Annotated in this window: 12 protein-coding genes; 6 read left to right on the plus strand and 6 right to left on the minus strand. The window is 66.5% G+C overall.

Annotated elements, in window-relative coordinates; all coding sequences use genetic code 11:
* Positions 1–26 precede the first annotated feature (26 nt).
* Positions 27–710 (minus strand): response regulator, encoded by a 684-nt coding sequence (locus GV832_RS04795; RefSeq protein WP_168773688.1) that lies wholly within the window; start codon positions 708–710, stop codon positions 27–29.
* Positions 707–1,201, minus strand: a complete 495-nt coding sequence (locus GV832_RS04800) for a MarR family winged helix-turn-helix transcriptional regulator (protein WP_168773689.1) — start codon at positions 1,199–1,201, stop codon at positions 707–709. The genes GV832_RS04795 and GV832_RS04800 overlap by 4 nt, the downstream gene beginning before the upstream one ends.
* 183 nt (positions 1,202–1,384) lie before the next feature.
* Here GV832_RS04800 and GV832_RS04805 point away from each other — a divergent pair, with 183 nt between their 5' ends.
* Together GV832_RS04805 and GV832_RS04810 are read left to right on the plus strand one after the other, a co-directional pair.
* Positions 1,385–2,251, plus strand: a complete 867-nt coding sequence (locus GV832_RS04805; protein WP_168773690.1) for a branched-chain amino acid aminotransferase — start codon at positions 1,385–1,387, stop codon at positions 2,249–2,251.
* 153 nt (positions 2,252–2,404) lie between these two features.
* The gene (locus GV832_RS04810) at positions 2,405–4,402 is read left to right on the plus strand and encodes an aldo/keto reductase (RefSeq protein WP_227754222.1); all 1,998 of its coding nucleotides are present in this window, start codon (positions 2,405–2,407) and stop codon (positions 4,400–4,402) included.
* A gap of 141 nt (positions 4,403–4,543) precedes the next feature.
* Here GV832_RS04810 and GV832_RS04815 read toward each other — a convergent pair whose 3' ends face one another.
* The 4 genes from GV832_RS04815 to ubiA form a co-directional block, all read right to left on the minus strand.
* The gene (locus GV832_RS04815; protein WP_168773691.1) at positions 4,544–5,542 is read right to left on the minus strand and encodes a dimethylarginine dimethylaminohydrolase family protein; all 999 of its coding nucleotides are present in this window, start codon (positions 5,540–5,542) and stop codon (positions 4,544–4,546) included.
* Positions 5,543–5,667: 125 nt separating this feature from the next.
* Positions 5,668–6,000, minus strand: coding sequence for a hypothetical protein (locus tag GV832_RS04820; protein WP_168773692.1), 333 nt, complete (start codon positions 5,998–6,000; stop codon positions 5,668–5,670).
* A 13-nt stretch (positions 6,001–6,013) separates the two neighbouring features.
* Positions 6,014–7,966 (minus strand): OmpA family protein, encoded by a 1,953-nt coding sequence (locus tag GV832_RS04825; RefSeq protein WP_168773693.1) that lies wholly within the window; start codon positions 7,964–7,966, stop codon positions 6,014–6,016.
* A gap of 35 nt (positions 7,967–8,001) precedes the next feature.
* Positions 8,002–8,973 (minus strand): 4-hydroxybenzoate octaprenyltransferase, encoded by a 972-nt coding sequence (gene ubiA, locus GV832_RS04830; protein ID WP_168773694.1) that lies wholly within the window; start codon positions 8,971–8,973, stop codon positions 8,002–8,004.
* Between the two features lie 30 nt (positions 8,974–9,003).
* Here ubiA and GV832_RS04835 point away from each other — a divergent pair, with 30 nt between their 5' ends.
* The 4 genes from GV832_RS04835 (at position 9,004) to GV832_RS04850 (ending at position 12,521) form a co-directional block, all read left to right on the plus strand.
* Complete coding sequence (locus GV832_RS04835) at positions 9,004–9,723, plus strand: 16S rRNA (uracil(1498)-N(3))-methyltransferase (RefSeq protein WP_168773695.1); 720 nt, start codon at positions 9,004–9,006, stop codon at positions 9,721–9,723.
* Positions 9,720–10,562, plus strand: a complete 843-nt coding sequence (locus GV832_RS04840; RefSeq protein WP_168773696.1) for a GNAT family N-acetyltransferase — start codon at positions 9,720–9,722, stop codon at positions 10,560–10,562. The genes GV832_RS04835 and GV832_RS04840 overlap by 4 nt, the downstream gene beginning before the upstream one ends.
* Positions 10,555–11,097 (plus strand): hypothetical protein, encoded by a 543-nt coding sequence (locus GV832_RS04845; RefSeq protein ID WP_168773697.1) that lies wholly within the window; start codon positions 10,555–10,557, stop codon positions 11,095–11,097. Before GV832_RS04840 ends, GV832_RS04845 begins: the two co-directional genes overlap by 8 nt.
* 77 nt (positions 11,098–11,174) lie before the next feature.
* The gene (locus GV832_RS04850) at positions 11,175–12,521 is read left to right on the plus strand and encodes a glutamate--cysteine ligase (protein ID WP_168773698.1); all 1,347 of its coding nucleotides are present in this window, start codon (positions 11,175–11,177) and stop codon (positions 12,519–12,521) included.
* Positions 12,522–12,645: the final 124 nt, after the last annotated feature.

The raw sequence follows: 12,645 nt of genomic DNA on the forward strand, positions 1-12,645 counted from the left end.
GGCCCGGAAGGGCCGGGTGTCTAGGCTCAGTCCGGTTGCAGCATATAGCCTTCGCCGCGCACGGTTTGCAGGTAGCGCGGCTGGCGGGGGTCGTCCTCGATCTTGCGGCGAAGCCTCGTGATCTGCACATCGACGGCGCGGTCTCCGCCCTCATCGGCGCCGAGCTTCTCGCGCGGGACCGGAGCCCCCGGGGTCGCCGCGAAAATCCGCATCAGCTGCGCCTCGGTCGCGGTCAGGCGGATCAGCTCCTCGCCACGCCAAAGCTCGCCCCGGTCGGGGTCATAGCGGAAGGGGCCGAGGTTCAGCGTCCGGCTGACGGGCTCGGGCGGTTTCACCTGGGGCACGCGGCGCAGGATGGCGTTGATGCGCAGCAGAAGCTCCTTGGGCTCGAAGGGCTTGACCAGGTAGTCATCGGCCCCGGCCTCAAGCCCCTCGATGCGGTTTTGGGACTCGCCGCGCGCAGTCAGAAGCAGGACCGGAACCGCCATCCGCGCGCGGATTTCGCGGGTGAAGCTGATGCCATCCATGCCGGGCATCATCACATCCAGGACGATCAGGTCGAAATCGAGCCCCGCCATCAGCCGCCGCGCCTGGTCGGCGTCGCGGGCGGTGGTCACGAGATACCCGTTGCGCATCAGGAACTTCTGCAAAAGCCCCCTTATGCGTTCATCGTCATCGACGATCAGAAGATGAGCGTCCGGCGCGGTCATAGCCCCTCCTCGCGCAGGTATTGGCGGCGCATTTCGGGGTCCATCATGGCCTCCAGCACGGTGCGGAAGCCCTGGACGGCTTGCGGCCCTGCGGCCCGATAGGCCGCCCGCATCCGGGCGCGCTGGGCGTCGGACAGCGCGCGCTCCAGGGCCTGGCCCTTGTCGGTCAGGTGCAATCGGCGCTCGCGCTTGTCGGTGCGGCCGACGCGGGCCTCGACCAGGCCGTCGTCGAAAAGCGTCCGCAGAACCCGGTTCAGGCTTTGCTTGGTCACGCCCAGAATCGCCAGAAGGTTCGAGACCGTCAGCCCCGGCGTGCGGTTGATGAAATGGATCGCGCGGTGATGGGCGCGGCCATAATCCATGCCTTCGAGGATGCGGTCGGGATCGGCCGTGAAGCCGCGATAGGCGAAGAACATCGCCTCGATGCCTTTGCGCAGCTGTTCGTCGGTCAGGAAAAGCAGACCTTCGCTGCCCGAGGTATTCTCTGCCATGGCATCCTCCCTTGGTCGAATCTACGTCAGCCCTGTTGCCGTTCCAAGCTGCAAATGCAGCCAGGAATTACGTCAGCCTTGTTGACATTGTCGGACACAACTGATAGCCAAACCCCGATTTCGCGCAATATTATGTCCGAAGTGGACCTAACAGGCGCAACATTCGCAAAATCGGAGGGTGAAATGGCAGGATATGACGACCGCGACGGGCTGATCTGGATGGATGGCAAGCTGGTGGAATGGCGCTCGGCCAATGTGCACATCCTGACCCATGCGCTGCACTATGCCTCCGCCGTCTTCGAGGGCGAGCGCTGCTACAACGGCAAGATCTTCAAGTCGACCGAGCATTCGCAGCGGCTCTTGTATTCGGGCGAGCTTCTGGACATGCCGATCCCCTATACGGTCGAGGAAATCAACGCGGCCAAGGACTTGACGCTGAAGGCCAATGGGCTGACCGATGCCTATGTCCGAGCGCTGGCCTATCGCGGCGCGGGGGACGAGATGGGCGTGGCGGCGAGCGCAAACCCGGTCAAGCTGGCCATCGCGGTCTGGACCTGGGGCGCCTATTACGGCGATGCGAAGTTCAAGGGCGCGAAGCTGGACATTTCCAAGTGGAAGCGGCCTTCGCCCGAGACGATTCCCTCGGCGGCCAAGGCGAGCGGGCTCTACATGATCTGCACCATGTCCAAGCATGCGGCCATGGCCAAGGGCTGCTCGGATGCCATGATGTTCGACTATCGCGGCTATGTGGCCGAGGCGACGGGCGCGAATATCTTCTTCGTCAAGAATGGCGAGGTCCATACGCCCAAGGCCGACGCTTTCCTGAACGGGATCACGCGGCAGACCGTCATCGGCATGCTGCGCGACATGCAGATCGTGGTGCATGAGCGGCACATCATGCCGGAAGAGCTTGAGGGCTTCGAGCAGTGCTGGCTGACCGGCACGGCGGCGGAAGTGACCCCGGTGGGGTCGATCGGGCCCTATAACTTCGAGGTGGGTGAGCTGACCCGCCGCGTTTCGACCGAATACGAAAAGCTGGTCCGCCTTTAAGGGGCGACCTTTGACGGGTGGGCCTTTGAAGGGGGGATCGACCCCCCTTCAAAGGCTTTGGCGCCTGCGGGACGGGTCTGCTAAAATTTACTAAAACTTTCTTCCTTCGGGGCGGTGCGACTGCTAGCATGCCAGTATCGAGGGAGGATCATCATGACCATTCGCTGGGGAATCATCGGCCCCGGCTCAATCGCGAACAATTTCGCGGATGGGCTGGCGCAATCCAAGTCGGGCAAGCTGGTGGCGGTCGCGGGGCGCGATGCGGCGCGGCGCCAGGCCTTTGCCGAGAAATACGGGCTTTCGGTGCAGCATGACACCTATGCGGGCCTGATGGCGGATCCGGGGGTGGATGCCGTCTATATCTCCACCCCGCATCCCTGGCATGCCGAGCTGTCGATTGCCGCCCTGCGGGCTGGCAAGCATGTGCTTTGCGAAAAGCCTGCGGGGATGAATGCGGCCGAGGTCGTGGCGATTTCCGAGGTGGCAGCGCAGGAAGGGCGCTTCTTCATGGAGGCCTTCATGTATCGCTGCCATCCGCAGATCGCGCGGGTGCTGGAGATCATCGCCTCCGGTGAGATCGGGACTCCGCGCCATATCCGCACGCAGTTCGGCTTCAACGCGCCTTACCGTGAGGGATCAAGGCTTTACGAGATGGCCTTGGGCGGCGGCGGGATCCTCGATGTCGGCGGCTATCCGGTGTCGCTGGCGCGGCTGATCGCGGGGGCGGCGGAGGGCAAGGGCTTTGCCAACCCTTCTGTCGTGCGCGGTCATGGGGTGCTGGCAGAGACGGGCGTCGATGCGGTGGCGCATGGGATCCTGGGCTTCGCCAGTGGGTTTGTGGCCGAGATTGCGGTGGCCGTGGCGCGGAACATGGACAATTCGGCGACGATCACCGGCGACAAGGGGACCCTGGTCATTGCCGACCCCTGGGTGCCGGGGCGGAATGTCGGGCCCTCGACCACCTCGATCACGGTGACGGTGGGGGGCGTGTCGCGCAGCGAAGTGCTGGGCGATGAGCGGATGCTCTTCGCCTTCGAGGCGGAGGCCGTTTCGGCGACCATCGCGGCGGGGGGCTTGCAAGGCGTGCATCCGGCGCCGACCCATGCCGATTCGATCGGCAACAACGAGACCCTGGACCGCTGGCGCGCCGAGGTCGGCTATCGGACCTTTGCCGAGACGCCCGCAACGAACCGCAAGACGCCGGGCGTGCTGCCCAAGGGGCTGCCGCAGATTCCCAAGGCGGAGCTGGCGGGGGTGGGCGCGGTCTCCAAGCTGATCATCGGCTGCGACAACCGCAATACCGTGGCCGAGGGCGCGCTGGTCTGGGACGCTTTCATGGAGGCCGGGGGCAATGCCTTTGACACCGGCTTTGTCTATGGCGGCGGGCTGCATGAGAAGGTGCTGGGCGACTGGATCAAGGCGCGGGGGGTTGCGCGTGAGGTCGTGGTGATCGCCAAGGGCGCGCATACGCCCTACTGCAACCCGGAATCAATCGGGGCGCAGCTGGAGATCTCGCTGGACCGCCTGGGGCTGGACTTCGCGCCGGTCTATATCATGCACCGCGACAATCCGCAGGTGCCGGTGGGCGAGTTCATCGACGCGCTGAACGTTTTGCGCGCCCAAGGCAGGATCGGGATTTTCGGCGGGTCGAACTGGACTCCGCGCCGGATGGCCGAGGCCAATACCTATGCGGCGAAACATGGGCTGCAGGGCATGTCGATCCTGAACAACAACCTCTCGCTGGCGGTGATGGAAAAGCCGGTCTGGGCGGGCTGCGTGACCTCCAACACGCCGGACATGCTGAGCTTCCTGCGGCGCGGAGAAGTGGCGCACCTGTCCTGGTCCTCCCAGGCGCGGGGCTATTTCCTGCCCGAGGAACTGCGCAACCGGCTGCCCGCCGATACCGCACCCGAGACCTGCTTCGGCAGCGAGCGGAATGCCGAGCGGCGGCGGCGGGCCGAGGCCCTGGCTGTGGAAAAGGGCGTTTCTGCCCACAACATCGCGACGGCCTGGGTGCTGTCGCAGCTTTTCCCCAGCTTCGCGCTGATCGGGCCGAGGTCTCCCGGTGAGATCGTCTCGACCCTGGCCGGGGCGGCCTTGCAGCTGTCAGAGGCCGAGGTTCTTTGGCTGAACCTGGAAGGCGAAAGGTAAGGAGCGCGTTCCGCGCAAGCCTATGTCTCGCCTCTGGGCCTTGGCAGGCCCAACCGGCTCGGGCTTTGGGCCAAATCGAAATGTCTTTCAATTTGGCCCAAATATCCCGGGGTGAGGGCGAAGCCCGAGGGGCAGCGCCCCTCAGACCTTGTCGCGGATGAGCGGCGTGGTCGAACAGTGCAGCCCGCCGCCGTTCTTGTGGTTGGCGGCATAGGGCACGGTCGCCCAGGTGACCCCCGCCGCCGCCAGCCGGTCCAAGGTGCGGTTGGTGGCGCCCTCGGGCATCAGCATCTTGCCCGGCGCGATGGCGATGGAGTTCACGATCCAGGGGTCGTCGCCCGGATCGGTCTCGATATAGCGGATGCCGCGGCGGGTCAGCTCTTCCAGGAAGGAATAGGGCAGGCCCATCGGGTTGAGGATGGCCAAGTCCTTGTCGATCATCAGGAAAGAGACATCCAGGTGGATGTCATAGCCGGTGAGCTCGACGATCAGAAGCTCGACCCCCTGCCGTGCCAGGACCTCGCCGACCTGGTTGGCGCCTTCGCGGTTGACGCGGACGCCGACGCCGATGGCACAGGTCTTCTCGTTCAGCCAGGCGAAGCTCCCGCCCTCCATGATGCCATTGCCCGAGATCGTCCGCAGGATCGGGATGCCGAGGCGGGCAAGCGTGCGGGTGATCGCCAGCTCTTCACCCCGGCGGATGCGGGCGCCCATGCGGCAGACGATGGCGCCGCCCTTGACCATGATCAGCGGGTCGCGGGTGTAGATCTGCTTGAGCCGGTTGCCCGCCTCGCCATCGACGAAATGGACCTCGACGCCCTCGGCGCGCAGGGCTGCGACATAGGCGTCATGCTGGGCCTGCATCAGGGGGATGTCGGGCGGCGTGTCGGACTGGAAATACCAGCCCACTTCCGGATCTCCATAGGACCCGATCTCGGCCAGGCGCTTGGACGGGTCGATGACCTGCATCTCCGGTCCCGGGCGATGCATCAGGATCGACCGGATGCGGCCTACATCATTGTCGATGCCCCAGACCTTGCCCCAGGTGTGCATCAGCTCGGACGGGTCCTCGAAGGGGGGCTCGGCTCCGGCGGCGAAGGTCTTGATGGTCTGCGTGTAGATCCAATGCGGGTTTGTCATGGGGCACCTCTTTCGGGGAATAGCCTAGGGGGTGAGGCCGGGGCAGGGAAGGGCCTGACTGAAGGGAAGAGGCCAACTCCCGCCAGGGGAGCGCCTTGGCAAGGCCGCCTTTCCGCGGCGCAACCTCAGCCCTTACGGCCTTGCAGCTCTTCGATATAGGCCTTCAGCCCCTCGCTTTCGGCCCGCGCATCGCGCAGACCCTCCATCGCCGCGCGCAACTCGGCATCGGAGGAGGCCAGTTGCCCCACCAGCTCCGCCTCGCGCGCCTCGAGATAGAGGATCGCCTGGTCGCGCTGTTCCTCCGCCTCGTGCAGGCTTTGCGCCAGGTGGTCCATCTCGGAGACATCGCCCCCCGCCACCCGCGTCAGGCGCTGCAAGAGCCAATGGGCCAGCCAGCCCAGGCCAAAGGCCAGGAACAGGACGATGGCCGTGGCGAAGGTCAGTTGCATGCGGTTCATCGGGTCATCCTGATCATTCTGCGGGCCGCCGCTTGGGGCGCGGCACGGGTTTTTGCGGAGCCAGAGGCGCGCCATCGGCCCCGGTCTCGAACTCCAGCTTCGGGCCGGTGCCCGCCGTCGCCACCAGGCCCGCCAGCGTCGCATCGCCCTGGCCGGGTTCGATCAGGCGGAACTCGATGCGGCGGTTGGCCAGCCGCCCGGCCTCGGTGCCGTTGTCGGCCACCGGAACGCCCTCGCCAAAGCCCACGGCCTGCATGGCGGAGACATCGACGAGCCGCCCTTGGAGCGCCACCAGCACTGCCTGGGCCCGCGCCTTGGACAAGGCCAGGTTGCCCTCGGCCGAGCCCTGCGCATCGGTATGGCCGCCGATCTCCATCTTGATCGGACCGCAGTTCTTCAGGGCCTGGGCCAGGGCATCCATCATCGCGGCGGATTCGGCGGCGATCTCGGCCGAGCCCGGGTCAAAGGCGATCTTGCGCTTGGCCATCACGGCCTGCACCCGCTCCAGGCATTCGGCGGGCGTGGGCAGGCCCGCCATCGGGTCCAGCGCCTTGTCGTAATCCACATCGACCTTGAAGCGCTGCCCCTGGCCCAGCTTGCGGCTGAGAAGCTGGCTCACCCGGTCAGACGCGGTCTTGAGACCCGAAACCCCGGTGACCTCGACCATATCCGCCTTGACCATCAGCATGCCGCTGTCCAGCACAGCGAGCGCATCCAGCCCCGCAAAGACCCGCGCCGTCCAGCCCTCGGGGACCGAGGCGTCCAGGACCGTCGCCACATGGACCTTGCTGGCGCCGAAATGCGCCTTGGCGACGGAACCCACGGCAAGCGTCATCCGCTCATCCAACAGCGGCCCGCGCAGATCGACCTTGTGGGTCTTGGCCTCCAGCGTCGCGGTGAAGAGCAAGGGCCCCGAGACCGCCGCCTTGGCCTTTTCCGGCATCGAGGCTTGCAGCGAGAACACATCCGGCAGCCCGGCGCGCAGATCGCCCAAGGCGGTGTCAAAGGCGGCCTGGGTCACATCCTCCCCGGCTTCCAGCGTGATATCGGCATCCGAGAAGGTGACCGTCCCGCCGCCCATGGCCTTGACCGCCGCAATCGCCGCCGAGGTCGCATCGGCCCAGGAGGGCGAGGGCACGCCCATGCCGACGGTGCAGGCCGCCTCGATCCCCGCAGCGGCCAGGATCTTGGCCTTGGCCGCCTCGGTATCGGCGGAACAGGCGTCGAACCGCGCGCCCTTGGCGTCGAGGACGAAGCGCAGGGTAAAGGGCGTCAGCACCGGGCGCGGGGCGGAAATGTCGGTTGTCACCCGCAGCCCCTTGGGCGCGGCCTTGGCCAGGGCCGCCTCGAACTGGCGCTTTTCCACCTCGGAGCCCGCGATGGCGATGATATTCACCCCCTCCGCCGAGACCGAAATCTTCGACCGGGGCAGCAGGGTCAGGGCCTCGGTCCCGAAGGCCAGGGCCTCGGCCCAGCCCTCGGGCGCGGCATAGGCGGCGGTTTCCAGCATGTCCATGGGAGAGGGCGCGAGGGCCTTGGCGGCAGAGGTCAGGGCCTCCTTGTCTTCGCCCTCGGGCAGCAGGCCGATCAGCTGCACGCCGTCGTCGCCCCGCAGCATCTCGACCGAAAACCGGGGCGCGGCGATGACCTCGGGAGGCGTCACCTCGATCTGGCTGTCGATGCGGGTGGAATCGACGATCTGCCCCACCAGGTTCACCACGGCAAAGCGCTGGCCCTCGGTCTGCGCCGTCCCGGTCAGGGTCACGGTCAGCCCATCACTCGCCACCGAGGCCCAGTCATGCCCCGCCGCAATCAGCTTCAGCCGCACCACCCGCTCGGTCGAGCTTTCGATCAGCCGCGACAGGCCCATGCCCGCGCCAAGCGACAGGACAGCGGCGAGGGCGAATCCCCCCAGTCCCAGCCAGAGGGGCGAGAGGCGGCGCGCAAGAGGAGGAATCTCGGTCATTGCCGCTGCTTAGCCTTGGGGGGCGGGGCGTTCAATCACAGCAGCGCGGCGGCGGCAAGAAACAGCGCAGGGATAAGGCCCGCATCCCGGTTGGCCCGGAAGGCGCGCAGGCAAGAGGCCGGGTCGTCGAGGTCCAGCTTCTGCATCTGCCAGGCCATGTGCCAGCCCATGGCCCAGACCCCGGCCAAGGCGATGGCCATCTTCAGCATATCGGGCTGGGCCCGCAGCGCCAGGATCACCGAAAGCCCCATCAGCCCAAGCGTCAGGCCGATGAACAGCCGCAGCCAGGCGCGGGTCTTGTCGCCAAACAGGCGGGCGGTGGATTTCACCCCGATCAGCGCATCATCCTCGCGGTCCTGATGGGCATAGATCGTGTCGTAATAAAGCGTCCAGGCGATGCCAGCGGCGTAAAGCGCCACGACCTCGGGGGTGATCGTCGCGGTATGGGCGGCATAGGCCAAAAGCGCGCCCCAGTTGAAGGCCAGGCCCAAAAAGACCTGGGGCCACCAGGTAAAGCGTTTGGCAAAGGGATAGATCGCGACCAGGATCAGCGAGGCCAGGCCCAGCCCGATGGCCGTTCCGTTATACGAGAACAGGATCGCCGCCGCCGCCAGCGCCTGGCCCACCATCCACAACAGCGCCTTGGTCACGCTGACCGCGCCCGAGGGCAGCGGGCGCGAGCGAGTCCGGGCGACCTTGGCATCGATATGGCGGTCTGCGATGTCGTTCCAGGTGCAGCCCGCCCCGCGCATCAAGAAGGCTCCGGCCAGGCAAGAGACTGCCAGCCAAAGGTCCCAGGATTTGTAGCCCGACCCCAGGGCCGCCAGCGCCACGCCCCAAAGACAGGGAAAGAACAGAAGCCAAGTCCCAATGGGCCGATCCGCCCGCGAAAGCCGCAGATAGGGCTTGGCCGCCTCAGGCGCGTAAAGGTCGACCCAGTTGTCTTTCGGCGCATCGGCGACCTTGTTGAGCGAAGCCGCATCCGGGGCGGGTGCTGCCTCTGGCATTTTCGGAGTCTCGGACATAGGTTCCTCGTCATGACAGAGGCAAAGATCAGGCTGTATCTAGACCAGCCCCTCGCCCCGGGGCAAGCTTTGGCCTTGGACGAGGCTCAGGCGAATTACCTGTTCAACGTCATGCGGCTTGGAAAAGACGCCGTCGTCAAGGTCTTCAACGGCCGGGATGGCGAATGGCTGGCGCGGGTGGAACATGCGGCCAAGCGCAGCGGGATCCTGCGGGCCGAGGCTTTGAGCGCGCCCCTGGTGGCACCCCCCGACCTCTGGCTGATCTTCGCGCCGATCAAGAAGGCGCGCTGCGATTTCATCGTGGAAAAGGCGGTGGAGCTGGGGGTGGCGCGACTTCTGCCCGTCCAGACCCGCTATACCAACGAGCGCTTCCGCGAGGACAAGGCCCAGGCCCATGCCATCGAGGCCGCCGAGCAATGCGAGGCGACCTTCGTGCCGCCCGTCGATGACCTGCGCCCCCTGGAGCGGGTGTTGAAGGACTGGGACCCCGCCCGCCGCATCCTCTGGGCCGACGAGGGCCTCCAGGGCCAGGCCGCGCTTTTGCAGGCCTCCCCCGGCCCCTGGGCCGTCCTGATCGGCCCCGAGGGCGGCTTTGCCCCCGAAGAGCGTGAGCGTCTGCGGTCGCTGCCCTTCGTCACGCCGGTGTCACTCGGCCCCCGCATCCTGCGCGCCGATACCGCTGCCGTGGCCGCCCTGACGCTGTGGCAGGCGAACCTGGGGGACTGGCGATGATCCCAGGCATGATCCGCGCCACCGAGGCCGACCGAGCCGAGATCGAAGCCTTTCTGATGCCCCATGCGCATCAGGCGATGTTCCCGCTGAACAACCTGGCCCATCACGGCATGGCGGGCGGCAGCCCCTATGCCGTCACCCTCTGGCTGACCCGGCGCGCCGGGCAGATCACCGATGTCCTGACCCTGACCGATGGCGGCATGGTCATGCCCTTCCTGCCCTCGGGGGATTATGGCGCGGCGGCAGGAGTTCTGGCGGGGCGAAAGGTCTCGGGAATTGTGGGGGTGCGCGATTGGGCCCGTGGCCTTGGAGCCGCGCTCGACCTGACCCGCGCCGCCAAGACCCTGGACCAGGACGAGCCGCATTTCCTTCTGGATGTCGCGGACCTGACCATCCCCCAGGGGCCCGGTCAGATCCTCCCCCTGTCCGAAGCGCCGGAAGCGGTGATCAAATCCTGGATGCTGGACTATCAGCTTGCGGCCCTGGGCACCCCGGCAGACCGCGCGCCCAAGCGGGTGGAAGAGAGCTATGCCACCTATACCAAGAACCGCAGCCATGTGGTTCTGATGGATCAGGGCACCCCCCTGGCGATGACGGGGTTTAATGCCCGGATACCGGGGATCGTGCAGGTGGGCGGGGTCTATACGCCGCCCGATCGGCGCAAGCGGGGCCATGCCGGGCGGGCCGTGGCGCTGCATATCGCGGCATCTGGCGCGGCGCGGGCCACGCTCTTTGCCGTCTCCGAGCCCGCGGCCCGGGCCTATCGCCGCATCGGCTTTGGCCAAGTGGGCTCTTGGTCGCTGATCCTGCTGCATGACCCGGAGGTGATCCATGGCTAAGCCCTTCTGGACCTCGCGCCCCGATCTCTCCTCCCTGCTCCGCCGCCACCGCGAGGCCATCGGCGCCGGGGCCGTCACCCTGCTTGGCCTCTGGGTCGCGGCCCAGGGCGGGCTGATCCTGATTCCCCTGGGCCTGATCATCGCCGCGCTGGGGGCGGCCCTGGCCCTGAACGCCTGGCGCCGCACGCGCTTTGTCCAGGCCGTGAATGCCCCCGGCATGGTCGAGCTCGACGAGGGCCAGGTGGGCTACCTCGCCCCCGACATGGGCGGCTTCCTCTCCCTGAACGACCTGACCGAGATCCGCCTGATGACCGTGCGCGGCGCCCGGATGTGGCGGCTGAAGCAATCGGACGGCCAGGCGCTTCTGATCCCGGTCGATGCGGCGGGGGCCGAGCGGCTCTTCGACGCCTTCGCCAACCTGCCGGGCCTGGACACCGCCGCCCTGGTGGCCGCCCTGGACAGCCCCCCGCCCGAGAGCCTGTCCGAGGCCCGGGTGATCTGGCGCCGCATCTCCGCCGTCACACAGCGGTCATGACCTTTCGTGATGCTCACTTGACTTGACGCGCGGGCCAAGCCACCTCTGCGCACCTGACTTGCAAGAAGGTTCTGCCGATGTCGATTCCTCAATCCGGTGGCGGCCCCATCGAAAGCTTCGACCAGCTGGCGGAGCTTGTCGCCTCGGGCTGCAAGCCGAAATCCGATTGGCGCATCGGCACCGAGCATGAGAAGTTCGGTTTCCTCAAGGATACCCATGCGCCCTTGCCCTATGCGGGGGATCGGTCGATCTCGGCCCTGTTCGCGGGCCTGCAGGATCGCTACGGCTGGCAGCCGATGCGCGAGGGCGAGAATATCATCGGGCTCTCTCGGAATGGCGCCACGATCTCGCTGGAGCCCGGCGGGCAGTTTGAACTTTCGGGCGCTGCGGTCGAGAACCTGAACCAGACCGATGCGGAGCTTCTGAACCACCTGGAAGAGGTCCGCTCTTTGGCCGAGCCCCTGGGCATCGGCTTTATGGGCATCGGCGCCGCGCCCGAGTGGAGCCACGAGACCATGCCGGTCATGCCCAAGGGCCGCTACCGGCTGATGACCGACTACATGGGCCGCGTCGGCACCCATGGCACGCAGATGATGTATCGGACTTGCACGGTCCAGGTGAACCTGGATTACAGCTCCGAGGCCGATATGGTCAAAAAGCTGCGGGTGGCGATTGCCCTGCAGCCAGTGGCGACGGCCTTGTTCGCCTCGTCGCCGTTCTTTGACGGGGCGAAGAACGGCCACCAATCCTGGCGTTCGCGCATCTGGCGGGGCCTGGACAATTCCCGCACGGGGATGCTGCCCTTTGCCTTCCAGTCGGGCATGGGCTTCCAGGCCTATGTCGATTGGGTCCTGGATGTGCCGATGTATTTCGTCTACCGCGACGGGAAATACATCAACGCCCTGGGGCAGTCCTTCCGCGATTTCCTGGCGGGAAAGCTCCCCGCGCTCCCCGGCGAAAAGCCGACGCTCTCGGATTGGGCTGACCACATGACGACCGTCTTCCCTGAGGCCCGGGTGAAGAAATACATCGAAATGCGCGGCGCCGATTGCGGAGACGCCGCCCATATCACCGCCCTCCCCGCCTTCTGGGTCGGCCTGATGTATGACGACGCCGCGCTGGACGCCGCCTGGGACCTGGTCAAGGCGCTGGACGCCGACCAGCGCGAGGCCCTGCGGGTCGCAGCCTCCGTCTCTGGCCTGCGGGCAGAGGTGGATGACGTCAAGCTGATCGACCTGGCCCGCGCATCGGTCGCCCTGTCCCATGCGGGGCTGGCGGCACGCGGCCTGGACGAACAACGCTTCCTCGCGCCGCTGATGCGGACCCTGGCGACGGAAGAGACCCAGGCCGACAAATGGCTGAAGCTCTATGACGGCGATTGGGGCGCGAGCCTCGCGCCGATCTATGAGGCGGCGAGTCTTTAGGGTCAGGACCCATTGATCACGCTCTAAGACCGTGATTCACGGTCGGCCAGGAGACCTGATTTATGAGCAACTTGTTCTGGCTGACCGAAGCCCAGATGGACCGGCTTCGGCCCTTCTTTCCCAA

This window comes from Stagnihabitans tardus, assembly GCF_009925085.1.
GTDB lineage: Bacteria > Pseudomonadota > Alphaproteobacteria > Rhodobacterales > Rhodobacteraceae > Stagnihabitans > Stagnihabitans tardus.